General features: G+C 49.2%; 23 protein-coding genes and 1 pseudogene. 20 read left to right on the top strand and 4 right to left on the bottom strand.

Annotation, left to right across the window (positions count from 1 at the left end; translation table 11 throughout):
* The first annotated feature begins 6 nt into the window (after positions 1-6).
* From NYE70_RS10235 to sigK, 3 genes are all read left to right on the top strand, one after another.
* Positions 7-840 carry an AraC family transcriptional regulator gene (locus tag NYE70_RS10235; protein ID WP_341045891.1) on the top strand — a complete coding sequence of 278 codons (834 nt, stop codon included), beginning with the start codon at positions 7-9 and terminating at the stop codon, positions 838-840.
* A gap of 100 nt (positions 841-940) precedes the next feature.
* Positions 941-1,927, top strand: a complete 987-nt coding sequence (locus NYE70_RS10230) for an aldo/keto reductase (RefSeq protein ID WP_341045889.1) — start codon at positions 941-943, stop codon at positions 1,925-1,927.
* Positions 1,928-2,627: 700 nt separating this feature from the next.
* Complete coding sequence (gene sigK, locus NYE70_RS10225) at positions 2,628-3,326, top strand: RNA polymerase sporulation sigma factor SigK (RefSeq protein WP_211020036.1); 699 nt, start codon at positions 2,628-2,630, stop codon at positions 3,324-3,326.
* A gap of 220 nt (positions 3,327-3,546) precedes the next feature.
* Here sigK and NYE70_RS10220 read toward each other — a convergent pair whose 3' ends face one another.
* Entirely contained in the window at positions 3,547-4,098 is a 552-nt protein-coding gene (locus NYE70_RS10220; protein ID WP_213655667.1) for a helix-turn-helix domain-containing protein, read from the bottom strand.
* 144 nt (positions 4,099-4,242) lie between these two features.
* Here NYE70_RS10220 and NYE70_RS10215 point away from each other — a divergent pair, with 144 nt between their 5' ends.
* From NYE70_RS10215 to NYE70_RS10205, 3 genes are all read left to right on the top strand, one after another.
* Positions 4,243-4,656 carry a DoxX family protein gene (locus NYE70_RS10215; RefSeq protein ID WP_341045887.1) on the top strand — a complete coding sequence of 138 codons (414 nt, stop codon included), beginning with the start codon at positions 4,243-4,245 and terminating at the stop codon, positions 4,654-4,656.
* 46 nt (positions 4,657-4,702) lie between these two features.
* Complete coding sequence (locus NYE70_RS10210; RefSeq protein ID WP_341045886.1) at positions 4,703-5,473, top strand: DODA-type extradiol aromatic ring-opening family dioxygenase; 771 nt, start codon at positions 4,703-4,705, stop codon at positions 5,471-5,473.
* Between the two features lie 213 nt (positions 5,474-5,686).
* The gene (locus tag NYE70_RS10205; protein ID WP_211020032.1) at positions 5,687-6,559 is read left to right on the top strand and encodes a YitT family protein; all 873 of its coding nucleotides are present in this window, start codon (positions 5,687-5,689) and stop codon (positions 6,557-6,559) included.
* A 56-nt stretch (positions 6,560-6,615) separates the two neighbouring features.
* On the opposite strand, the gene NYE70_RS10200 is transcribed toward NYE70_RS10205, so the two are convergent.
* Entirely contained in the window at positions 6,616-7,470 is an 855-nt protein-coding gene (locus NYE70_RS10200) for an SDR family NAD(P)-dependent oxidoreductase (RefSeq protein ID WP_341045885.1), read from the bottom strand.
* A gap of 173 nt (positions 7,471-7,643) precedes the next feature.
* Here NYE70_RS10200 and NYE70_RS10195 point away from each other — a divergent pair, with 173 nt between their 5' ends.
* The 14 genes and pseudogenes from NYE70_RS10195 to NYE70_RS10130 all read left to right on the top strand — a co-directional run bounded on the left by NYE70_RS10195 (position 7,644) and on the right by NYE70_RS10130 (position 21,378).
* Entirely contained in the window at positions 7,644-8,138 is a 495-nt protein-coding gene (locus tag NYE70_RS10195) for a MerR family transcriptional regulator (RefSeq protein ID WP_211020030.1), read from the top strand.
* A gap of 55 nt (positions 8,139-8,193) precedes the next feature.
* Positions 8,194-9,273 carry an AI-2E family transporter gene (locus NYE70_RS10190; RefSeq protein WP_341045884.1) on the top strand — a complete coding sequence of 360 codons (1,080 nt, stop codon included), beginning with the start codon at positions 8,194-8,196 and terminating at the stop codon, positions 9,271-9,273.
* 271 nt (positions 9,274-9,544) lie between these two features.
* Positions 9,545-10,693 carry an amino acid deaminase/aldolase gene (locus NYE70_RS10185; protein WP_341045883.1) on the top strand — a complete coding sequence of 383 codons (1,149 nt, stop codon included), beginning with the start codon at positions 9,545-9,547 and terminating at the stop codon, positions 10,691-10,693.
* Positions 10,681-12,021 (top strand): D-arabinono-1,4-lactone oxidase, encoded by a 1,341-nt coding sequence (locus NYE70_RS10180; RefSeq protein ID WP_341045882.1) that lies wholly within the window; start codon positions 10,681-10,683, stop codon positions 12,019-12,021. Before NYE70_RS10185 ends, NYE70_RS10180 begins: the two co-directional genes overlap by 13 nt.
* A gap of 202 nt (positions 12,022-12,223) precedes the next feature.
* A complete protein-coding gene (locus NYE70_RS10175) occupies positions 12,224-12,490 on the top strand; it encodes a CD3324 family protein (RefSeq protein WP_211020027.1) in 267 nt (88 codons plus the stop codon).
* Between the two features lie 145 nt (positions 12,491-12,635).
* Positions 12,636-13,286: a FusB/FusC family EF-G-binding protein gene (locus NYE70_RS10170; RefSeq protein WP_341045879.1), complete on the top strand. Its 651-nt coding sequence runs from the start codon at positions 12,636-12,638 to the stop codon at positions 13,284-13,286.
* A gap of 76 nt (positions 13,287-13,362) precedes the next feature.
* Positions 13,363-13,671 (top strand): hypothetical protein, encoded by a 309-nt coding sequence (locus NYE70_RS10165; RefSeq protein WP_211020025.1) that lies wholly within the window; start codon positions 13,363-13,365, stop codon positions 13,669-13,671.
* A gap of 117 nt (positions 13,672-13,788) precedes the next feature.
* A pseudogene (locus NYE70_RS10160) lies at positions 13,789-13,977 on the top strand (NAD-dependent epimerase/dehydratase family protein); the annotation flags it as partial.
* Between the two features lie 576 nt (positions 13,978-14,553).
* Complete coding sequence (locus tag NYE70_RS10155; RefSeq protein WP_341045878.1) at positions 14,554-15,930, top strand: diguanylate cyclase domain-containing protein; 1,377 nt, start codon at positions 14,554-14,556, stop codon at positions 15,928-15,930.
* Entirely contained in the window at positions 15,927-17,201 is a 1,275-nt protein-coding gene (locus NYE70_RS10150; RefSeq protein ID WP_341045877.1) for an ABC transporter substrate-binding protein, read from the top strand. The genes NYE70_RS10155 and NYE70_RS10150 overlap by 4 nt, the downstream gene beginning before the upstream one ends.
* Before the next feature lie 247 nt (positions 17,202-17,448).
* On the top strand, positions 17,449-18,066 hold the full coding sequence (locus tag NYE70_RS10145) for a helix-turn-helix transcriptional regulator (protein ID WP_213655675.1): 618 nt from the start codon (positions 17,449-17,451) through the stop codon (positions 18,064-18,066).
* 13 nt (positions 18,067-18,079) lie between these two features.
* The gene (locus tag NYE70_RS10140) at positions 18,080-18,883 is read left to right on the top strand and encodes a pyruvate, water dikinase regulatory protein (RefSeq protein WP_213655676.1); all 804 of its coding nucleotides are present in this window, start codon (positions 18,080-18,082) and stop codon (positions 18,881-18,883) included.
* A gap of 22 nt (positions 18,884-18,905) precedes the next feature.
* The gene (gene glpX, locus NYE70_RS10135) at positions 18,906-19,880 is read left to right on the top strand and encodes a class II fructose-bisphosphatase (RefSeq protein ID WP_341045876.1); all 975 of its coding nucleotides are present in this window, start codon (positions 18,906-18,908) and stop codon (positions 19,878-19,880) included.
* 364 nt (positions 19,881-20,244) lie between these two features.
* Entirely contained in the window at positions 20,245-21,378 is a 1,134-nt protein-coding gene (locus NYE70_RS10130) for an amidohydrolase (RefSeq protein ID WP_341045875.1), read from the top strand.
* A 56-nt stretch (positions 21,379-21,434) separates the two neighbouring features.
* Here the strand turns inward: NYE70_RS10130 and NYE70_RS10125 are convergent, their stop codons facing one another.
* Both NYE70_RS10125 and NYE70_RS10120 read right to left on the bottom strand, forming a co-directional pair.
* Positions 21,435-22,322 (bottom strand): sugar phosphate isomerase/epimerase family protein, encoded by an 888-nt coding sequence (locus NYE70_RS10125; protein ID WP_341045874.1) that lies wholly within the window; start codon positions 22,320-22,322, stop codon positions 21,435-21,437.
* Positions 22,319-23,050: a rhamnogalacturonan acetylesterase gene (locus NYE70_RS10120; RefSeq protein WP_341045873.1), complete on the bottom strand. Its 732-nt coding sequence runs from the start codon at positions 23,048-23,050 to the stop codon at positions 22,319-22,321. The genes NYE70_RS10125 and NYE70_RS10120 overlap by 4 nt, the downstream gene beginning before the upstream one ends.
* Between the last annotated feature and the right edge of the window lie 31 nt (positions 23,051-23,081).

The following is a 23,081-nucleotide window of genomic DNA, read 5'->3' as shown; positions in this document are numbered from 1 at the left end:
TACTTCATGCCGGCGATATTTCATCATAATCCGGATCGCCCGTTTCGCGAAAGCCCTGAACTTTATTTAAGCTATTGGGGAAAAGAACGCTGCGCCCCGCTCCATTCCTTCGGTCCCGGGGTTCGCGATATTTATAAAATTCATTTTATTCATGCGGGAAAAGGTGTCGTAAGCGCCGAAGGAATCACGCATGAATTGACTGCCGGACAAGCGTTTCTCGCTTATCCGGAACGGGTCATTTTTTATCAGGCTGACGAAGCCGATCCATGGACGTATTCCTGGATCGGTTTTTACGGCGACCAAGCGGCCGATATTTTAAGCCGGACCCGGCTGAGCCTGGAAAACCCCGTATTTTCGATGGACACGAGGTTTATGCCGCAGATGTACGAATTGCTGAACGAAGCGGAGGATAATTCCGCGACCCGGGATTTGCGTCTGCAGGCGCTGCTGCACGAATTCTTGAGTATGCTGGTGGAGCTTGCTCCGGCTTCTGGGCCGCCCGTTTCGGCGCGGGATCAAGCCAGGGATTCTTATATTCACCGCTGCCTCGATTTCCTGCATGGGCATTACAGTGAGGAAGTTACCGTCGGCCAGTTGGCCGCAATCGTGGGGTTGGATCGCAGGTACTTGTCATCCCTGTTTAAACAGGCAACCGGTTTGCCGCCGCAGCAATACTTGCTCCATTACCGGATGGATAAAGCCTGCGGGCTGTTGAGAGCAGGCCAATACTCAATCGGTGAGGTCGCACGTTCGGTCGGATATCAGGATGCGCTGTTGTTCTCCAAAATGTTCAAAAAAATGGTCGGCGTTTCGCCCTCCGAATATCGGGATCAATCATGAAATAAGACATCATGCCATATTTAACATCCTTTCTGATATAGGTATGCTGCTTCATGTGTATTATATTGGAGCCATATCTACTTTAGGAGGGCAAGCATTCATGTATCAAGCAATGGATAATAGATATGAAACTATGACATATAACCGTTCAGGGCGGAGCGGATTAAAGCTGCCTGCTATCTCGCTGGGCTTGTGGCATAACTTCGGAGGCATCGACGTGCACGAAAACGGGCGCGCCATGGTACGAAGAGCTTTCGACTTGGGGATTACCCATTTTGATCTGGCGAACAACTACGGACCGCCGCCGGGATCGGCAGAGGAGACGTTCGGCCGGTTGCTGCGCGAGGACTTCCGTCCATACCGCGACGAGATGATCGTCTCGACCAAAGCGGGATATTACATGTGGCCGGGCCCCTACGGCGAATGGGGCTCAAAAAAATATTTAGTATCCAGCTTGGATCAAAGCCTGAAGCGGATGGGTCTGGAATATGTCGATATTTTTTACCATCACCGTCCAGATCCGGACACACCGCTGGAAGAAACGATGGCCGCGCTTGATCTGATCGTGCGTCAAGGAAAAGCCCTGTATGTTGGACTCTCCAACTACAACCCGGAGCAGACGCGGGAGGCTTCACAAATCCTGAAGCGGCTCGGGACGCCGGCGGTCATTCATCAGCCGAACTATTCTATGATGAACCGCTGGATCGAGGAGGGTTTGCAGGACGTCCTGGCGGAAGAGGGTATCGGTTCAATCGTGTTCTCTCCGCTGGAAAAAGGCATCCTGACCGACCGCTACCTGAACGGGATCGCAAAGGATTCCCGGGCTGCCGGCCCTAGCGTTTTCCTGCGTCCCGAGGATTTGAACGAGGAACGGATCGCGAAGGTACGGCAGTTAAACGATCTGGCCGCCGAGAGAGGACAAAAACTGTCGCAAATGGCTTTGGCCTGGGTATTGCGCGGCGGCAAAGTGACCTCGGCGCTGATTGGCGCCAGCAAGGTGAGCCAAATCGAAGATGCGGTCGGCGCGCTAAGCAGCCCTTCGTTCACCGCCGAAGAGTTGAGCAAAATCGACGAGATTTTGGGTTAATGATTTGCAAACGATGGCAAGCCCCCCCGGAAGATTTCCGGGGGGGCTTTTTCGCGTGTGGCAGTTAATAACAACAAGAAAAAGTAAAACCCACCCTAAGATTGGAAGCCGAAGGTGGGTTTTAGTACTTATCTGACCTAGAAGGGATAACCATCCAAGCCAATTGTACTGACCAAGTGTTAGCGCACTGAATCAAAATGGGCAAATCCGAACATATAGACTCTAACGGACATGAGGTACCTTATTTGCACGAAAATATGCTTTTTTCTAATCTAACGGTCAGGAGAGCCGCTATTTGTATCAAAACAACTAGTATCAAGCCTATTTTTGCTAAATAAGGTCCGTGGAGTCCGTTAGAAATATAAAGTGGCCAAATTCATCGAAATAAGGGCTCTAGTGTCCGTTAGCTTATGGCTTTTTCACTTCAACCTAACGATACTCGCGGAAGTATACGGTGGAAGCAACACATTTTCCCGCGAATAAGGTAGAGGCTTGACCACGGCTAATCCGTGCATGGTTTTGCTGAATTATTAGGTCTAGAGATAATCAATCTGTTATTGGCAAGGTGAATCGGGATAGCAGCGTTTGCTGTCCTTTTTGTTTCCCGTACAGGCACAGATGGGCTCCTACCTACATACAATTGAAGTGACCCGGAAGGAATGCTTAGGTTGCTCTAGTGATTCAGCAGGAGGTGTCTTCTATGCCCGGATTGTTTACTGCCATTGCTTTATTCATCAAACAGCTGACTTTGCTCGTATCTTATGTGAAAAACAACGCGTTTCCCCAACCGTTGACGGAAGAGGAGGAAACGAAGCATTTGCAGCGGATGGCCGAGGGTGACGCGGTGTCCCGCAATTTGCTTATCGAACATAACCTGCGGCTGGTGGCTCATATCGTCAAGAAATTCGACAACACCGGCGAGGACCTCGAAGACCTGATCTCGATCGGGACGATCGGTCTGATCAAAGCGATTGAGAGCTTTCGGCCGAACAAAGGCACGAAGCTGGCCACGTTTGCGGCCCGTTGTATCGAGAACGAAATACTTATGCACTTAAGATCACTAAAGAAGACCCGGAAGGACGTATCGCTTCACGACCCGATCGGAACGGACAAAGAAGGCAACGAAATCACGCTTATCGATATCTTGGGTACGGAAGCGGACGATGTCGTGGACCGGGTTCAGCTCAAAATGGAGAAGAGCAAGATATACCGGAATCTTGATATTTTGGATGAGCGGGAGCAGGAAGTCATCAAGGGGCGGTTCGGGCTGGAACATGGGGGAGAAGAACGGACCCAGCGCGAAATCGCCAAAGAGCTCGGCATCAGCCGGAGCTATGTGTCGCGGATCGAGAAAAGAGCGCTCATGAAGTTGTACCATGAGTTTTATAAGAAGAAATAAATATTTGTTGAAAGTGCAATACAATCTAGTGTCGGACCGAGCCATGCTCGGTCTTTATTTTATCCAGGGAGCCATGTGTATTAACAGAATGAAAGATTCTTTCCCAGCAATCGGAACTACCCATCATCATTATACGGAAAAGACCATGACACCGCGGAGACAGTCCTTAATTGTAAAAAGCCCTCATTCAGCCAGCATGGCTCGATTGAGGGCTTTCCTCTTAGATGAGGTCCTGTCCGATTTCATGTTCAGTGTAGATGGAAATCAATACGATTGCCGTGTCCTCACCAATATTTCGTACTAAATGGGGAGTACATGCGTTCCAGCTGAAGGAATCGCCTTCTTCAAATTCAGCTCCGTCTTCCCCTTGTTCTGCGTATATTCTTCCTTTAATGACAACATGAATTTCTTCCCCTTCATGCGCGTGGGGAGCGACACCTGTCGAAGCACCAATGGGGATTTCCACAAGCATCATTCTCCCATTTTTTGTCGAGCTTAAATGCTCAACCTTTAAGTTCTCTGGGCCGCTTGTTGTGATAGTCCGCTCATTTTTCCGAACAATCCGCATCCGCTCTTCCTTCTTTAAAAGTAAATACGCCAGCGGCACTTTCAAAGCTTGGGCTATACTTTCTAAGGTCGAGATGGACGGGGAGGTTTTATTCGTCTCCACCTGACTCATAAAGCCTTGGGACAGGCCGGTTGTTTCGCATATTTGAGCGATGGTAATATTTTTTCGCTTCCGAATCGCCCGTATTGTAGAGCCGATATCCATCAGATCTCACCTCAAGAATATTTGTAATACAAAAGTTAATTTTATATTATCAATTTTTTTATTGACAAGTCAATGTGACTCGCGTTAAATTACTGATATAGAAATTATATTCCTATTACTAATATTCAAGGAGGAGAATAACGAATGACAAAATCAAATATAGTTTCGTTAATTATGCGAGTGGTGCTGGGCATTATATTCGTATTCCACGGTGTAGACAAGTTTCAAATGGGACTTAGTAACGTAGAGGCATGGTTTAGCTCCATGGGTATACCGGGATTTTTGGCATATGTCGTAGCGGTGATTGAACTTGTCGGCGGGATCATGTTGATTGTGGGGTTGTTTACTCGCTATGTTTCGGTTTTGCTTGTTGTCACGCTCATCGGAGCAATTGTAACAGCGAAGCTGTCGGCCGGACTTCTCGGCAATGGCAACATGGCCGGATATGAATTGGATCTCGGATTCATTTTGGTTTTACTGCATTTAATCATTGCAGAGTCGCCGCTCTCCATCGACCGTCTTATTTTTAACAAGCGTAATCCAGTCCCTGCAAGATGAGGATGGTCATGATGATCCGGAATTATATTAAGGAGTGAGTGTAAACATGCTGCCATCCTATTTTTTTGCGCACGGTGCGCCATCCATCGTGCTTGAGGATAATAAATATACAAATCTTCTGAAGCATTTTAAGAAAGATACGCCAAGACCGAAGGCGATTGTCCTATTCTCCGCACATTGGGAGGAACCGGTACAGACGGTTAGCGCCGCTGAAACCTATGAAACCATTTATGATTTTGGCGGGTTCCAAGATGAGCTTTACCAGATGACTTATCCGGCCAAAAGCGACCTCAAACTAGTGGAGCAAATTCAATTGCTGTTTACAAAGCATGGTATTGGGAATGTTCGAAATGAAAAACGAGGTTTGGATCACGGGGCTTGGTCAGTTCTCAAACTACTGTACCCGGATGCAGATATTCCTGTTATTGCATTGTCCGTCAATCGTCATCTGCCTAATGAACAGCAATATCAAATCGGCAAGGCGCTTGCGGAGCTTCGCGAGCAGGATGTTCTGATCATTGGCAGCGGGGGAACCGTTCATAACTTGGGACGATTAAACTGGCGGTCCCAAGGAGTTGACGAGTGGGCGGAGCAGTTTGATACCTGGCTTCAGAGTAAAATCGAATCATGGGATATGAAATCGCTGTTTCAATACCGTGAATTAGCTCCTAACGCCCATGCTGCCGTACCGACAAATGAGCACTTCATACCGCTTCTCTTAGCCATGGGAACGGGCGATGCCAACCGTAAAGCGGAGCTTCTTCACCGCAGCTACCAATATGGAAATCTAAGTTTAAGCTGCTGGCAATTTAATTAAATTATTAACATAGGACATGATAATGTAAGTACCCAGCAACCGGATGTCGGTTGCTTTTTTTATTGAGCTGATTGTTACGATACGGAATTTATTCGAGTTTATAAACGGGCTCCCCATTTGCCTTTTTTGTGAAAAATATTATAGACTGTTTTTTATCAGCTTTTATTAAGCGATCATTGTGTATGGTACATTAATTCTGAAAAGGGGAGTTAGATGAATAAAACGAGCAAGCGAAACTCAAGGATTCTAAGAATCATATCAAGAGGATTATTGATTATTATAGGAGCATTTGTAGCGGCATATGGCCTGGAATCCGTGTTGATACCGAATAACGTATCGGATGGTGGTGTGACCGGCTTAAGTATCGTCGGTTCTGAGCTGTTTGGATTACCATTAGGGCTGCTGATTGCCGTAATTAATATCCCTTTTGTCTGGCTGGGTTATAAGCAAATTGGTAAAAGCTTCGCTTTCTATTCCATTCTCGGGATTGCCTCGTTAGCGGTCGGCACAGTTCTTATGCACCATGTACCGACCATTATTGAGGGGGACACACTCTTAGTTACCGTTGTTGGCGGAATTATCATCGGTTTCGGAATGGGTTTGGCCTTGAGAAATGGCGGAGCCTTAGACGGGATCGATATGTTGGCTGTATTGCTGTCACGGAAGCTTCCTTTTGGGACAAGTGACTTAATTTTATTCTTGAATGCTTTTGTCTTCGTAGTTGTTTCGACTGTATTTGGATTGCAGGGAGCTATACTTTCGGCACTCGCTTATTTTATCGCATCCAAAGTTATACATATTGTTGAAGAAGGCTTGAGCGGGTCGAAGACCTTCAAGATCATTACCACTCAACCCGAAAAAATGGTGGAAACGATCCGCGACCGGTTAGGGCGCAGTTCAACCTATACGGATGCTTACGGCGGCTATTCCAATGAACAATACAAAGAAATTACGTGCGTCATTAACCGTCTGGAAGACAGCAAGATCAAACAAATTATTCATGAACTCGACCCGAATGCGTTTGTGGTCGTATATGATGTAGCCGAGGTTAAGGGCGGCAGTTTCAGAAAGAAAAATATACACTAATCATCTGAGTGACGCGTTGGCGGAGAAGATAAGGCTCTTTCGCCAGGGCGTTATTTTTATTCGGAACGAAGAAATTCCTGTTCATAAATCGCTTGAATCCTGTCCAATACATTCCGCGCCTGGTCTATAAATTTTAATTCCACAACGTGACCTTTCACCAAATACACGCCGGTCTTATTCCGGTGTTCCCCGAGTGCTCCCTCATACAGTCTGTCAGCGCCGCGAGTAGGAGGTGGGAAAAATAGTTTCATTAATACACCAACCGGGAAGGGTAATCCGGATGTTTTCCCTTTTCTTAACGTATTGTTGCCGCCGGGGTCAACGCTGCGGATCAGGATGTCATCCTTGGCAAGTTCCGGCACGATGGCGTGAGTCCAGAGCGAAAGAGCCAGCTTTGATGTGGCGTAAGGGCCAATTAGCTTGCGGAAGGTTTTGGGACGTTCCAGGATATCGATCGAAAACTCTTTCGTAAATTTTTGCGCGGAGGAAGAGGTGTTGATTACCGTTTTTAAACTGCCGCTGTTTAGAAGTTCTTTCAACTCCTTCAGAATAATATACGGAACGACCGTCAACAGCTCAAAATGCTTTTCGCGGCCTTGTTTCGAATAGCTTAGCTCGGGAAAGGATCCTCCGGCGTTATTGAACAAAATATCGATCCGACGCTCCTTGCCTTTGATTTCTCCCAAAGTACGTTTCAGGCTGGCATAGTCGGCAAGGTCCTCTGTTGTATAAATTCGCAGCGATCCCTTCTTGATTGCATTTTGGATGCTCATATCGTCCTCGGGAAAACCGGAACGGTTCAATGCAACCACTTGCCAGTCTTCCGACAGCAATTTCCGGGTTAATTCCAAACCGATCCCGGCGTTGGCGCCTGTAATCAATGCGGTATGTTCTCGCGGGTTTATATTCATTATGCATTTCCTCCTGTTTCGGAATATTTATTTGATAGAGCAAAGTCTATAACTTGAAGTCGACTCCAAGTCAAGGCGCAAAAAACAAAGTTTTGTCCTAAAAATAAGAGACTTGACTTGGAGCCAGCTCCAAGATGTATAATGCACAAAACGTTATCTACGGAGGGTGCAAAATGAAGGAAAAGCAAACCTTTACGATAAAACAAACCGCCGAGCAAACCGGAATTACTGAGGATACGATCCGTTATTACGAAAAGATCGCGCTCTTGCCCCGTGCAGAGCGGAAGGACAACGGGCATCGCATCTATCGACAGGAGAGCATCGATACGATCCGGCTGATCGCATGTCTCAAAAAAACGGGGATGCCGCTAGAGGAAATGCGGCCTTTTTTGACGGTCTCCGTCGATACCGATCCTGCGGAATATCCCGAACTGGTGGAACTCTTAAAGAGCCACCGCGAGAGTATTGTCAGCCAAATCGCCTCACTGCAGCAGGTCGTCGATTTTATCGACATGAAGCTGGAAGAAGGGAAATATCGCCGGGATTGTTCGGATGAAAGTCCGGGGAACGAGTTGTTGGAGAAAGGGATGGGGGAGCCGGAACCCAAGCTTGTCTCACCCATGGAGATGAGTTTTTTTTCTAAGTCAGCCAAACTTTATAAGCAGTAAGGTTTATACTATAATATTTGGCATGTACAATTAATATAGTTAGGTGTGAATGAAGATGAACTTGCTGGATAAATGGACGCGCGGTGGGAAGTTTGTTCTGATTATGCTGGCCATCGTTTATTTATTTTCTCTTGTAAAACCCTTTTTCTTACCGATGCAAGCAGTCATAGGAGCGATATTAATCCCTTTGCTGCTTGCGGGATTCTTTTATTATCTGCTTCGGCCAGTAGTTGCTTACATGGAAAGATATAAAATTAAACGGTCTTTAGCGATCCTTATACTTTATGTTGTCTTGGTGATATTGACTATTGGATTTATTGCAGGGGTCTGGCCGCTCCTTCGCGATCAGTTGTTTAATTTAGTGCAAAACATTCCAAACTTTTTGGCTAAGCTTGATGTCCAAATAAATAATGCGGGGGAGGATTCATTTCTTTCAAAGATTCTCCCGTCTGATTCAAACTTGCTTGCTAACCTGACTGATTATTTAAGCAAAGGAATCGCTTTTCTAAGCAATTATTTATCCGGCTTTATTTCTTTTCTATCCCAGTTTGCTATCGTTTTATTTACTTTTCCGATTTTGCTTTATTACATGCTAAAGGAGGGGCATCGCTTCAAGCGAGGTCTAGCCAAACTTTTTCCTCTTCGATACCGGAGAACCGTGTATCGCGTAACCAGAGATATGGACAAAGCATTAAATGATTATATTATCGGGAGGGTCATTGTCAATTTAGCATTAGGAGTTCTTATGTTTATCGGATTTATTATAATAGGACTTCCTTACGCACTTTTATTGACTTTGATTGCGGTTATACTCAACTTTATCCCCATGTTTGGAGCTATTATTTCATCTGTCCCGATTGTTATTATCGGTTTAATTGAATCTCCATCTACCGGTATTTGGGCACTGGTAATAATTTTAGTGGCACAGCAAATTCAGGATAATGTGATCTCACCGTATGTTTTCGGGAAGAAGCTGGACATTCATCCGGTAACGACGATCCTCCTTGTTTTGGGAAGCGGAAATTGGTTTGGCATTATCGGGATGCTGGTAGTCATTCCGGTATACATGATTCTGAAAATTGTCTGGAGACGCATTTACATTTTGTTTATCAGCTCGCGTTGGGAGAATTTATAAACCGAGGACCGGTGAACGTCAGTATCTTTGAATTCAAATGAATAGCCATCAAGAGCTCCCCTTTGTGATTCCATTTGGAACCGCAAAGGGGAGTTTCTTTTTTTCGATCAAGAAGTCTCCATCCTCTGAAGGCCCCGGAAATCATGGACTATCCCTCTGTTAATCAGAATATTAATAGTACAAGAAAATGGCGTATCTACTATAGAAAGAAGGGAGGTCGAAGTAACTGCGCGATTATCGGTACTATAAAGAAGTTTGCAGCGGGCTTCCGATGCCTTTTGCCTTCGTTGATCTGGATATGCTGCAGCAGAATATTCAGAGCATTCTTCAGCGGGCAAACGGGAAGAAAATCCGCATTGCAAGCAAATCGATCCGTTCGGTTGATGTGCTCCGGCGAATTCTGGAGGCCGATGCCCGGTTTCAGGGCATCATGTGCTTCACCGTGCCGGAAGCACTTTATTTGGCGCAGCAAGGGTTGATGGACTTGCTGCTGGGTTATCCGGCGGTGGACGAGAGTCTGCTGGCGTCCGTCGCCATGCATCAGCGTGAGGGTGGTTGCAGCATCACGCTGATGGTCGACTGCGAGAGTCATGTCGAGCAGGCGGAAGCGGCAGCCTCCAAGTACGGCGTGGTGCTGCCGCTCTGTGTCGACATCGATTTGTCGATCGATGTCCCGGGGCTGCATTTCGGCGTATGGCGCTCGCCTATACGCTCCACAGCTGCGGCGCTGGACCTTATCCAGCGCATCGCACAGTCGAGGCACGTCGTGCTCGAGGGGCTCATGGGTTACGAAGCGCAGGTTGCGGGCTTAGGCGACCGGGTGCCGGGGCAGGCGCTGAAGAACGCCATCGTGCGGTTCCTTAAGCGCCGCTCGATCCGTGAGGCCGCAGACCGGCGGGCGGAGCTGATCGCAGCGATTGAGCGAATGGGCCTTCCTCCGCTGCGGTTCGTGAATGCAGGCGGCACGGGCAGTCTACACACAAGCAGCGAGGAGTCCGTTGTCACCGAGGTTACGGCCGGTTCTGGCTTCTATTCACCCGGTCTATTTGACCACTACCGGGACTTCACTTTGCTTCCCGCCGCAGGGTACGCGATCGAAATCGTGCGCCAGCCGCGCAGTGATCTCTACACCTGTTTAGGCGGAGGGTACACGGCATCAGGTGCTGCAGGCAACGATAAACTGCCGCGACCCTACCTGCCGCAAGGTGCGGCACTCCTTGCGATGGAAGGAGCAGGCGAAGTCCAGACGCCGATTCGCTACAACGGGCCGGAAAAGCTGGAACTCGGCGATCCGATCTTTATGCGTCATAGCAAAGCAGGGGAGTTATGCGAACGATTCAAGCACCTCTATTACATTTCAAATAACGGTATCGTTGGCGAGACAACGACATATCGTGGGGACGGGCTATGTTATCTATAAATTTGAAGGAACGTAATACGAAAGAATGGCGTAATTGGTCAGGATTAGTACGCGGACTGCCGAGAAGCATTGTATATCCGGCCAGCATCGATGAGGTGGTCGAGGTTGTTAAGGCCTGTGCGGCCGAAGGACGAAAACTGCGTGTCGTGGGAACCGGACATTCTTTTACAAGGCTCGTTCAGACCGATGATGTATTGGTCTCTTTGGATCAATTGCAGGGCGTAATTTCTGTTGATTCAGAGAAGGGCATCGCTGAAGTATGGGGCGGCACGAAACTGGACAGACTCGGGGAAGAACTTCATGCTTTTGGGGTGGCGCAAGAGAATCTGGGCGATATTAATGCACAATCCATTGCAGGAGCGATCAGTACAGGAACGCATGGTACGGGCGAGCGGCTTGGGAGCCTCGCAACACAAGCGGCAGGCTTGACGGTGGTTACTGCGAAAGGGGATATTCTCGAATGTTCGGCGGAGCAGGACGAAGAGCTTTTTCGGGCGATGCAGGTTTCATTAGGGATGTTCGGGATTATCGTGAAAGTGAAGCTGCGTGTTGTGTCTTCGTATGCGCTCCGGTATACAAGCCGCAAAATATCATTCTCCCAATGCCTTGAACAGCTTGATCTATTCAAAAAGGAGAACCGTCATTTCGAGTTTTATTGGTTCCCTTATACGGACGTCGCTCAAATCAAGCTGACAAATAAGACGAATGAGGTTCCCGGGCCGCCGAGCCGGTGGAGTTATTGGAAAGTCCTGCTGATGGAAAATGTACTGTTCTGGGTATTGTCGGAGTGCTGCAGGCTCATCCCGCGCCTTTGTAAACCGGTAAGCCGATTATCGGCGGCAAGCGTGCCGGATGTACAGGAAGTGGGGTATAGTCACCGTATTTTCGCGACGCCGCGGCTCGTTCGGTTTAACGAATTAGAGTACAGCGTACCTGCTGACCGCATGCGAATCGTACTTGAAGAAATACGCGAAATGGTAGATCGTCACCAGTTCGCCGTTCATTTTCCCATCGAATGCCGCTATGTACAGGGAGATAATTTGTGGCTTAGCCCCGCGAATGGACGCGATTCCGCCTATATCGCCGTACATATGTATCGGGGGATGGAGTACGCCGACTATTTTGCCAAAGTGGAGGAGATCTGCAGGCAACATGGCGGAAGACCTCACTGGGGCAAGATGCACACGATGACTGCAGACCGGCTCCGTTCGATCTATCCGAAGTGGGATGCATTTCACCAACTTCGCCAAGAACTTGATCCTTCGGGGATATTTTTGAACCCTTACTTGGCAGAAATGCTGCAACAGGGAGACGAGAAAATGCATTGACCCCTATGGTATACTGGAAAAGTAAAGGGGGTGCGTTACTGATGGAGAATCCGTTAGGATTGTCTGTGACTTCTTTCACTCATGCAGAGCCATTATTGGAGAAGCGTTACTTTGCATGGGGTCAAACTTTTTCTAACGCTAAATAAGCTTTTCTAATAGTTGGCTTTGCGCCTTATTTATTCTTAATAAGGAGTGAAGCAAGTTGAAATATACGAACGCCAAAAAAGTATTGCCCGAAAAGCTGATCACAGAAATTCAACAATATATCCAGGGGGAAACCATCTACATTCCTAAACCGGAGATGGAATATAAGCCTTGGGGAAGCAGGAGCGGCAGCAGACAATGGCTAGATCGCCGGAATGCCGCCATAAGACACGATTTCAAGAATAATATCAAGATTGAGCAGCTTGCTCAGGACTATTTTCTGTCCATGGAAACGATTAAGAAAATTGTCTATTCAGCAAAATAGTAATGACGGACACTGATGAAGTTATTCTTCATCAGTGTTTTTCTGTCTTAATCGATTCTAAGTTGTTGTTTACATAGGAATGACTTCATTCACACTTTAAAATAAGGGTTAGGTAATTTTTTTGCTGGAATGAGGAGGAGAACGAATGCTAACGCCATTTATGAGAAACCATGAATTTAATTTAATCAAACGCCTGGTAGGGCGTCTCGATAACAATATTAAGACCACAGCCGACCAGAAAGTAATAGCTGCTACCCGCCACACCACTTGGACCCGAGTCATGGAGATGTTCCCGTCTGCGACGGAGGAGCAGAAGCGATTCTTCGATCGGATTCCGGCATTGAACCGTTCAGAGGAATTCCAAGCTTATCTAAGCGAGCTGGAGGAGTACGTTACGCCCTTAGAACAGGTAACTGAACAACAGTTGAAGAAGCTTTTCCGAAAAGTTAAAAAGTTGAAGCTTCCGCCGCTGGCCGAGCTCGATTTCCGGTTTCTGACCTATATCGGATGGACCGATATTTCAAGCAATAAACTCTTTATCGTCTACAACTTAGACGGGAAGATGGCGGGCGTAGAAGGACGCTTCAGTCCGACGAACAAGAAAGGGGTCTGCTGCCTCTGCAACAAGCATGAGGAGATCGCCTTTGTTACCGCACAGACGAAAGTCAAATCCGGATCGGCCCTGGATCATTTCGGGCGGGTCGGAAATTATATGTGCATCGACAGCGCCAAGTGCAACCGGAATATTACCGATGTGTCCGGGCTGGAGAGGTTTATGAATGACGTCTTAAACTAAACAGCCTTCATTGACAGAGACAAGCTTAACGATTAAGGTAATGGGGAATACAAGGTCATTTTTTTGGAGGATACTTATGAATCAACGCTTTCGAATTACGAGATCCATGCAACCAGACTCAAGCGGGCAAGAGATTTCATTGGAGGAATGCCAGCAATATTTTTCTTCCAAGGCGGATTTCACTTATCAGACGGTGCTGACTGTAAAAGGTGAGGAGAGCACCATGTCTATAAAAGGGGATTTCTTTATGTGGAAACACGGAGAAGACCTTATTCCATTCAGACACTATATGGGTGATCTGTATGTAGCTATCTCCCATCAGGAAATCGTGCCCCTCATGGTCGAAATTGCATCCGATCTTCGGGCTGATATCGTGGAAGGATAAGAAGTGCTAAATCAAACACGAGCCTAATTAAGGGCAACCTCCACCGAGGTTAAATTAACTACAAGGTCTCTCCCTTCTAGACATGAAGCGGCGGGGCCTTTTGTTGTTGGATTGATTTTATTCTGCATTGAGGCGGACGCAGAGATTAACTATTTGAATTTATACGGCACCTCCGCGAACAGCGACAATTATTACAATATTGATTATCTGGAGGAACTCATCGGTTATAAACCTCTGGATGATGCAACCGAATTGCTTGAGCAAGCCAAGGCAGATGAAACCCAGTATCAAGGCGGACAAGAGTAGGTATAAAAAAATGTTCGTAACTGTCGATAAAGGAAGTATTATTAGAGATAGGTTTCTATTTTTGATAATGTATCATTTGCGGAGGCAACGACACTATGCGGGGCTCAAACCATCGTCTGCAAGCCAGACTGACACTCACTATATTACTGCTGATTTTTAGCTTGCTGGGCGATTTTCTATCTTTGCCTATGCTATATGGAATGAAATTTCACTTTTCTACCCTCTTTATTATCATGATTTATACTTATCGGAAGCCCGGCGGCAATTCTAATAGCATTTCTTACTGCCTGCAGTAATTATTTTCTGCTGGAGCTGTCCGTCTTTGACTCCGTAATTGTCTTTGCCGAGATCCTGTTCATTGCGCTCGCCTTCAGGCTTCGCAAAGGTTCTGTATTTGTGTATGACCTGCTCTTCTGGTTCATAACAAGCGCACTGTTTCTCTTCTTATCCTTGTACGTTCATCTGTTTCAATCGCATACGCAGCTGCTTCTACTCCTTGCCAAATCAAGCGTGAATGGATCCTCGAACGCTTTGATGGCAGAGGTGCTGACAACCTATCTTCCTTTTATACGCCGATTGAAAATTAAGAAGAGGAACAAGAAAATTCCCCTTCAACAAATTTTCGTCCATCTTTCGATTAGCGGCCTGATTCTTCCCTTTGTCTGCTTTATGATTATGACGGGAATCTCACAGAATCATGTCGTTAATTTACGTGCATTGCAGTTGACACAATCTACGGCCAGCAGTGTCCAGGAGCAGGTTAGCAGTTGGAGCAAGGCGGATTATCGCGCATTGGAACTTCGGGATATGATCCAGTTAGGCAAGCTGAGGGCGATCGTCAACAATGTTACGTCCGGAGCTGTTGAAGTCGTTATAAGTAATCCTGGCGGTGACGTCTTGGCAGCCAGCTCCAAGGACATTGCCGCACATACTTCAGTTAGTAATCTTCCTGAGAAAATCAACTTATTCCGGTACAATTCCAATTTATATTTGACGCTGCCTGACAACAGATATTTTACCGAGTTGTCTATGTGGAGCGGCGGATTTTATTGGTATAGCATTCCTATGAATGAGGACCTGGATTACAACATCAATGTAAGGGTTCCCGCCTCTCATTTTTTGTATGAGGTATATAGCATTTATGCGATAGAGTTTGGACTCATCATTGCGTTTATTTTGGTCGTGCTGCTCGTTGTATATTGGTTCAGTAAGCTGATCGTCCAGATATTGATTAAACTCACTCACGAAACGACCGGCCTGCCTGATAAAATAGCGGCGACCTTTGAGAGTTATAGCGCCGAAAGTCATATTGTGGAGTTCGATAAGCTGTATAGGAACTTTCAGAAGATGGCGGTCAGGCTCAAGGAGATGTTCGCCGAAGCTATACGAATGAACAAGGTTCTAACGGAGCAGGCGCAGCAGATCAGGAAGTCTGAGCAGGAATTTCAGAAACTAGCATTTACGGACGCTCTGACAAAAATTCCGAATCGCCTCTATTTCCATAAGAAATTGAAGCGGTTAATTGAGGAACGTTCACCAGCGGTTACGGTAATGTTTATGGATTTGAATAAATTCAAAGAGATCAACGATACATACGGACATGAAGTAGGGGATAAGCTGCTGCAGCATGTCGCCGGTTTATTAACTACTGCGGCAGGGGCCGATCAAGTATGTCGTCTCGGGGGAGACGAATTCGTCGTCGTTCTTCCGACAGCGGATCCGATGCTTGTACTACAGACAGCTGAACAGATCCTGGAGCTGTTCAAGACACCGCTGCTAATTCAAGATCTCAAACTTCAGCCGCAAACGAGTATCGGGATTGCATCCTATCCCAAAGACAATGATAATCCGGATCAATTGTTAAGGCTTGCGGATCAGGCCATGTACCTGGCCAAACAGTCCGGAACTGCATTGGTCTGGGAAAGTAATGGACAAGGAGATAGTGAGGCGTGATTAGATTCTGGAGGCTGACCATCTTGACGATGCTGTTCGTAATGACGGCATGCAGCAGTTATTTGACGGAGCTGACACCCGTTTCCCTCGATACTGAGGATTCGCAACAATCCAAGGACACTCATGGGAAAAAGGATGAACTGCTTGTTTGGACTTATTATGATACTACCGAAACGGACCGGCAATTTTTGAAGCTTTATCCTCAAATAAAGGTGAAAACCGTACGATTAAAATATGAAGATATTGCGGATGCATTAATCAAGGCTTATGGAACCAGCGAGTCGCCCGATGTGGTTTTTCTCGATAGTTCCATGGCAGGGAAGCTGAACGGTCTTGATATTTTGAGCGACCTTCGGGAACAAGGGAATCAAGTTGGCAGATTCGAGCAACAAATCCCGGCTGATATGCTTCCCCAGTTTTCGGACGTGAAGATGGATAAGCTGATCGCTTTGCCCATTGAGTTATCGACGGCCTTTACGTACTATCGTGCTGATTTACTTGAAGAGAATGGCTTCCCTGCAAATCCGGACAAATTGGCCGAATATTTAAGCGAACCGCAGAACTGGGTAGATATGGCCATCAAGCTGAAGGAAAAAGGAATTTTTCTTTTTCAGCATTATACGGACCCTATAGAGGTTGCTGCGATGTCTTCCAGCATTCTCGATCGTAATCTTGAGTTCGCCTGGGATAGTCAGACTTTTCAGGATGCGATTTATGTAGCGCGTGAGATTCGCCGGAACGGACTTGCGCTTCGAAGTTCCATATGGGATCCTTCAGGTGAGCAGGCGCTTCGTGACGGACAGCTGGCGATGCTGCACGGGGGGCCATGGACAACGGATTCACTAAAGAACTGGGCTCCGGATCAGGCGGGGTTATGGCGCGTTTCGAAGCTGCCGTTTCGTTTATACGGCTATCGGGATGGGGCGATGATCTCTATTACCAAAGACAGCGAGCATAAATCGGAAGCATGGAAATACGTTCAGACTGTAGTATTGCTGACGAAAACGGCCGACGATTCGGGTAAGGAGAGCTACCTTGGCGGACAAGATCCGAAGAGTATGGCAAAAAGCTATGCGCAATTCAATACGGGAATATATCCAACACCTCTCGACGCGGAACTCAAGGACCTGTGGGATAAAAATATTGCCGGAATCATTGAATCCGACCAATCTATCGCCGGTCAGCTATCGCTCCTAAAAGAGCAAATGGAGCAAGTTACGGAAGAAGAGAGGACGATTATAAAGGAAGCGATCGAGTTGAAAGATGAATAACTTAGTACAAAAGAGTCTGCGACCAGCAGGCTTTTTTTGTTTTTAGTGATGTCACTTTGTCCCCGGTACGATCCAAGTAAACCATCACAATTAAAATATAGTGCGTATTATATATTGAAAAATAAATATATATGACGTACTATATATTCAGAAAACATTTCCAGCGGAAGGAGGCACCTCGTTCCGCTCGACAGAGCGGGCATATACGAAATACGGAGGGATCACTATTAAACTGACATCCCGTCAATTGGAAATCGTGGATATCGTGAAAAAACATGCGCCCATCACCGGGGAACAGATCGCCGAGATGCTGAATTTAACCCGTCCGACCATTCGTTCGGATTTGTCGGTCCTGGTGATGCTCGACTATATCGATGCCAAGCCGAAGGTAGGGTATTTTCTCGGGAAGCGGGCTATATCTGAAAATGAAAATAAAATCCGGCTGCTGGACATGAAGGTCGGTGACGTTCATAGCGTTCCTGTGGTCGTTCGGGAAACGACGACGATCCATGATGCGGTCGTAACTCTTTTTCTGGAAAATGTCGGGCATCTGATCGTCACGGATGAAGAGGGAAGGCTGGCGGGGATCGTGTCCCGCAAGGATTTGTTAAAGGTCACGCTCGGAAACGCGTCGGCTTCTACGATGCCGGTGAGCTTCATTATGACCCGCCGGGCCAATGTCATTACCGTTTCGCCGGAGGACACCGTTCTGGAGGCCGCGCGGATTATTATTACCCATCAGATCGACAGCCTGCCTGTCGTAGTTCCCGCTCCTTCCGGGGGAGAAGGGGAATGGAACGTGGTCGGACGCATTTCCAAAACGAACATTATCAAAATGTTGCTCGAAACGTTAGCAGAGGAATAACGGGAGGAATGGAATGAACCAGGAGCAAGCTCACTTCATAGCAATCTGCTCGGACTCGGTCGGCGAAACCGCCGATGCGGTCGTCCGGGCCACGCTTCGCCAGTTCGAACTGCCGAATACGGAAATCAAACGCATGATGAACGTCCGCTCTGAAGATGAGCTTAGCGCAATCATGGAGGAAGTAGCGGGACGCGGCGGCTTTGTTGCCTATACTTTAGTCCAGCCTGAACTGCGGGAGGTCATACGGGAAGAAGCCGTTCGTCTTAACGTCCGGGCCGTGGATATTATGGGACCGATGATGCAGGCTTTTATAGATACATTCAATGATACGCCGAAACGGACTCCCGGCCTGCTGCACCGGCTGGACGAGGATTATTTCCGCCGCGTGGAGGCGGTGGAGTTTGCGGTCAACAATGACGAAGGCAAAGACGTGGGGGCTATCCTGAAAGCCGATCTGGTGCTGCTCGGGGTCTCAAGAGCGTCTAAAACGCCGCTGTCGATATTTTTGGCCCATAAAGGCTTGAAAGTAATGAACTATCCGGTGGTGCCTGAGTTGACGCCGCCCACGCAACTGAAGGAAATAAGCGCCGGCAAAATCATCGGCCTGACGATCGACCCTACGCATCTGGTCAAAATCAGGTCGGAGCGTCTAAAGTCGATGGGACTGCCCGACGATGCCCCGTATGCCTCACTGGAACGGGTACAAGATGAACTGAAATATGCGCAGACTCTGTTTGCTTCGCTAGGCTGTCCGGTGATCGATGTGACGGATAAGGCGATTGAAGAAACCGCAGGCTTGATTATGAAGCAGCTATAGATAATTAACGGGAGGGATCCATATGGAACGTCATATTGCTTTGGAATTGGCACGCATTACGGAGGCGGCTGCGCTAGATGCGGCCTGCTGGACGGGAAGAGGCGACAAACACAGTGCGGACGAAGCCGCAACGGTGGCGATTCGGAGCTTGATTTCTTCCGTGGATATGGATGGCACCGTCGTGATCGGGGAAGGGGAAATGGATGAAGCGCCGATGCTTTATATCGGTGAGAAGGTAGGGAATCGCCGGGGGCCGAAGGTGGATATCGCCGTGGATCCCCTGGAAGGGACGGAGACGGTGGCAAATGGGCTGAACAATGCCATTTCCGTTATCGCGGCTGCCCCGCAAGGTCATCTGCTGCATGCGCCGGATATCTATATGGCGAAGTTGGCTGTCGGTCCCGCACTGGCGGGGCGGTTATCCCTGGACGATCCGATCGAAATTACGCTCGCCAAAGCGTCAGACATCCTCAACAAGCCGTTATCCGAAATGACGGTCTCGATCCTGGATCGTGAACGCCACCGGGACATGATATCGGCGCTTAGACAAGCGGGCGTCCGGATCAAGCTGCTGAGCCACGGAGATGTAATGGGAGCCATCGAGGCTGCCGTCGAGAGCGAAGTCGATCTCTATGTGGGCTCCGGCGGCGCTCCGGAAGGCGTGCTGGCCGCAGCGGCTCTCCGCTGCCTCGGCGGTGAGATGCAGGGACGGCTGTTGCCGGGGAATCCCGAGGAAGCGGAGCGCTGCCGGCGGATGGGCCTGAGCGATCCGCAGCAGCTGCTAGGCATGGACGAGATGGTGGGCCGGGGCAGCGTGCTGTTCGTCGCCACTGGCGTAACCTCGGGCGATCTGCTCAGCGGGGTCCGCTATTTGCCGAATAACACAGCCGAGACCCATTCCGTGATTATGCACTCCTTAAACCGGACGGTCAGCTATTTGCGGACGATCCATCATTTAGCCGGAGCGGCGGACCACATCACTGAAGCTGCTATTTAATTTGTTCTATTTCTGTTGGTCAGAACAGCACCCGAAATTGTTTCGGGTGCTGTTCATTTTGCGAGATATTTTTCAATTGTCGATCGTGTTATAAGTAGGAGGTAAAAAAATGGATGGCTATTCTGCGGATTACAGTGAACAAGAATTTGCTGAAATCTGAGTCCGTTGAATTCTTCGATACCGTGATTCCGTGGGAATAAATTAGATTAGCACGATCCGGTTTGATCCTGCGTCGCGTTGGCTTGCTCAACTCCCTCCATAGGTTTATCATAAATTTCATACAAAAGAGACCGAGGGGATGGGTTTGAAGATGCATAATGGAGCTGGAGCATGGACAGAGCAGCTTGAGCAAATAGGTGATCAAATGATTGAAATGCGGCGTCACCTTCATCGCCACCCTGAGTTAGCGAATGAAGAAAATAACACGACCACGTATATCCGGGAACGGCTGGAGGAAGCCGGGATCCGGATCGCGTCGGAATTTCCGCTGCAGACGGGACTGATCGCTGAAATCGGGGGGATGCGGGGTGGACCGGTGATCGCGCTGCGCGCGGACATCGATGCGCTGCCGATCGACGAGCAGAGTGGATTGCCCTTCGCTTCGACGGTCCCCGGGAAAATGCATGCCTGCGGGCATGATTTCCATACGGCGGCGCTGATCGGAGCGGCCTTGCTGCTGAAGGAGCGGGAAGCGGAGCTGCAGGGCACGGTCCGGCTGCTGTTCCAGCCGGCGGAGGAGATTGCGACGGGAGCGAAGCAGGTTGTCGCGAGCGGCGCGCTGGAGGGAGTGCAGGCCGTGTTCGGCATGCACAACAAACCCGATCTGCCGGTGGGCACGATCGGGATCAAGGGCGGCCCGCTTATGGCGGCCGCGGACGGGTTTGTGGTTGAAGTGGACGGCGTGGGCACCCACGCGGCCGTGCCCGATGCAGGCGTAGACCCGATTCTCGCCGCCGCGCATATCGTGACGGCGCTGCAATCGATCGTCAGCCGCAACGTTAGTCCGCTGCAAAGCGCGGTCGTGAGCGTCACCCGGCTTCAGGGCGGTACGGTGTGGAACGTCATCCCGCAGCAAGCGGTGATGGAGGGCACGCTCCGCACCTTTAATCTGGGGACGCGGAAGCGCGTGATGGAGCGATTCGCCGCCATCGTGGAGACCGTGGCCGCCGCCTTCGGCGCGACCGCCAAGGTGCGCTGGGTCGAAGGGCCGCCGCCGATCGCCAACGATGATGCCCTGGCCGACTTGGCCTGGAGCGTTGCCTCCGAGTTGGGACACAACCCGGTCGTGCCCCAGTTGTCCTCGGCCGGCGAAGACTTCGCCGTATACCAGCAAACGGTGCCCGGACTATTCGTCTTCATGGGCACCGCCGGCACGCAGGAATGGCATCATCCCGCCTTTACGCTGGATGAAGGCGCATTGCCGGTCAGCGCGGAGTTCTTCATGCGCCTTGCCCAGCGGGCGTTAGAGCAGCTAGCCGGGACGGAGTCCGCCAAGTAGGCTATCTGCCTTGCTGACGACTATTTTATAGGCCTGCTCTCAAGCTGCAAGCCAGGTTATACTTCTGCGTATAATTGCTGCAGGAAGGCAATGCTGTCCTTCATATCCGGTTCGGGCGTACTTTCGAGAATCCCGTGGATATGGGGGCGTTGATATTTCATATAGCTTAGTATGGGGCGAAAATGCAGCAGCCCCTGACCCACAGGGACGATGTGAATTCGTCCCTGTTTTATTGTGAAATCCTTAAGATGAACGACAGCGATTCGGTTGCCCAGAAGCTCAAAAGCCTCCTCAATAATGCGGTCCTGATCCGTATAGTTCTCCGGGGACATCAAGTTTGCGCAATCGAGAATGACCTGAAGGTTGTTAGACGGCACCTCGTCGAGCAGCCTGCGGGCCAGTGGGGCCGAATGGAGCGGATGATTCTGCCCGGCCTCGATGCCGACAGTGACGCCAAAACGCTCGGCTTCGGCAACCATGATCTTAACGGAGGCAACAACCTGCCGAAACGCTTCTTCCGTAAAATTATCGGGCGTATAGCCATCCCCGACGCTGCCGGTCTCCGTACCTACCAGACTGGCGCCAAAGTCTCTCGCCAAACGCAAATGAGTGACGAAGCCGTTCAGCGCCTCCCCCCGTTTTGCGGAATCGGTAGCGACGATATTGACGTAGCAACCGAGCACCGCCAGGTGAATGCCTGCTCGCCGGAACGCGCCTCCAAAGTAGGAGGCGGCACCGGGACTTAGTTCGGACAGGCTTCTCACGCTGTCGGGAAACGACTTTTTGACGGCAAACTGGATGTTCGAAAAAGAATGCTCCTGGATTTTCTTGATGAGCAGGTCCAGCGGTACCCGCCCGAAATCATGGGCACGCACGCCAAGATTGAGCGGGGGAAACGCCGCGATTTCTGAGTTGTCTATTGCTGAGTCCTTCATTAAATTCATTCCGGCATCGCCACCTTTCCAGGGAGATAACCTTCTGTCGTTCTTATAAGATGTTGTCTTAATTCCGGAAGGGCAGCGCACTGATGGACCGCTTGGGCTACCAACCTGGCGATATGACGGGCGCCGACATCCGAGAAATGAGTGTCATCGCTGATCCCTTCAGGATAATTCGGATGGGCCTGCTCCGGCAAATGCATAAACAGATGGCGTGTGCCCTCGATCCCGAGTGCGCGGTAAAGCTGTTGTGAAGCCGCAAATATGTCCAGCAACGGGGTTGCGGTGCCAGCCGCAACCTGGCGCATAGCCTCGGGATAAGCGCCGACCGCATCAGGGTCGGGGCTCCCATCCGCCAGGAAGCGCCGCCGGCTGACCGAGGTCAACAGGACAGGCATCCCGCCCTCCCGGCGGGCGGATTCGATAAACCGCTTCAGGTTGGCGGGGTATTCTCTTTCCGGGTCGGCATAACGCAAAGGGTCTTCCTGTTTCCCGTCGTTGTGGCCGAACTGGATGAAGAGGTAGTCTCCCGCCTGGAACTCTTTTTCGATCGCTTCAAGCCTTCGTTCGGCCAAAAAAGATTTGGTGCTTCGCCCGTTCACAGCCCTATTGTCAATACGAAGAGAAGGACCGAAATACGCCTGAAGATGCTCGCCCCAGCCCGTCATCGGTTTTTCGGTGGCCCCTTTGATCGCCGCAGTAGAGTCTCCCGCTATAAACAAAGTACATGACATCGTAATACCTCCCGCTTTCTTGCAGAAAGCT

Origin of the sequence: Paenibacillus sp. FSL R5-0407 (assembly GCF_038009185.1) — a bacterium.
In the GTDB taxonomy this organism is placed as follows: domain Bacteria; phylum Bacillota; class Bacilli; order Paenibacillales; family Paenibacillaceae; genus Fontibacillus; species Fontibacillus vini.
The sequence above is the reverse complement of the archived record's forward strand: the minus strand, read 5'-3'. Positions and strand labels throughout refer to the sequence as shown.

What these genes read in the sequence shown, in the direction of transcription:
- NYE70_RS10235 (WP_341045891.1), top strand. Translation starts at nt 7, where the DNA reads ATGCCGGCGATATTTCATCATAATCCGGATCGCCCGTTTCGCGAAAGC.
- NYE70_RS10230 (WP_341045889.1), top strand. Translation starts at nt 941, where the DNA reads ATGTATCAAGCAATGGATAATAGATATGAAACTATGACATATAACCGT.
- sigK (WP_211020036.1), top strand. Translation starts at nt 2,628, where the DNA reads ATGCCCGGATTGTTTACTGCCATTGCTTTATTCATCAAACAGCTGACT.
- NYE70_RS10220 (WP_213655667.1), bottom strand. Translation starts at nt 4,098, where the DNA reads ATGGATATCGGCTCTACAATACGGGCGATTCGGAAGCGAAAAAATATT.
- NYE70_RS10215 (WP_341045887.1), top strand. Translation starts at nt 4,243, where the DNA reads ATGACAAAATCAAATATAGTTTCGTTAATTATGCGAGTGGTGCTGGGC.
- NYE70_RS10210 (WP_341045886.1), top strand. Translation starts at nt 4,703, where the DNA reads ATGCTGCCATCCTATTTTTTTGCGCACGGTGCGCCATCCATCGTGCTT.
- NYE70_RS10205 (WP_211020032.1), top strand. Translation starts at nt 5,687, where the DNA reads ATGAATAAAACGAGCAAGCGAAACTCAAGGATTCTAAGAATCATATCA.
- NYE70_RS10200 (WP_341045885.1), bottom strand. Translation starts at nt 7,470, where the DNA reads ATGAATATAAACCCGCGAGAACATACCGCATTGATTACAGGCGCCAAC.
- NYE70_RS10195 (WP_211020030.1), top strand. Translation starts at nt 7,644, where the DNA reads ATGAAGGAAAAGCAAACCTTTACGATAAAACAAACCGCCGAGCAAACC.
- NYE70_RS10190 (WP_341045884.1), top strand. Translation starts at nt 8,194, where the DNA reads ATGAACTTGCTGGATAAATGGACGCGCGGTGGGAAGTTTGTTCTGATT.
- NYE70_RS10185 (WP_341045883.1), top strand. Translation starts at nt 9,545, where the DNA reads ATGCCTTTTGCCTTCGTTGATCTGGATATGCTGCAGCAGAATATTCAG.
- NYE70_RS10180 (WP_341045882.1), top strand. Translation starts at nt 10,681, where the DNA reads ATGTTATCTATAAATTTGAAGGAACGTAATACGAAAGAATGGCGTAAT.
- NYE70_RS10170 (WP_341045879.1), top strand. Translation starts at nt 12,636, where the DNA reads ATGCTAACGCCATTTATGAGAAACCATGAATTTAATTTAATCAAACGC.
- NYE70_RS10165 (WP_211020025.1), top strand. Translation starts at nt 13,363, where the DNA reads ATGAATCAACGCTTTCGAATTACGAGATCCATGCAACCAGACTCAAGC.
- NYE70_RS10140 (WP_213655676.1), top strand. Translation starts at nt 18,080, where the DNA reads ATGAACCAGGAGCAAGCTCACTTCATAGCAATCTGCTCGGACTCGGTC.
- glpX (WP_341045876.1), top strand. Translation starts at nt 18,906, where the DNA reads ATGGAACGTCATATTGCTTTGGAATTGGCACGCATTACGGAGGCGGCT.
- NYE70_RS10130 (WP_341045875.1), top strand. Translation starts at nt 20,245, where the DNA reads ATGATTGAAATGCGGCGTCACCTTCATCGCCACCCTGAGTTAGCGAAT.
- NYE70_RS10125 (WP_341045874.1), bottom strand. Translation starts at nt 22,322, where the DNA reads ATGAATTTAATGAAGGACTCAGCAATAGACAACTCAGAAATCGCGGCG.
- NYE70_RS10120 (WP_341045873.1), bottom strand. Translation starts at nt 23,050, where the DNA reads ATGTCATGTACTTTGTTTATAGCGGGAGACTCTACTGCGGCGATCAAA.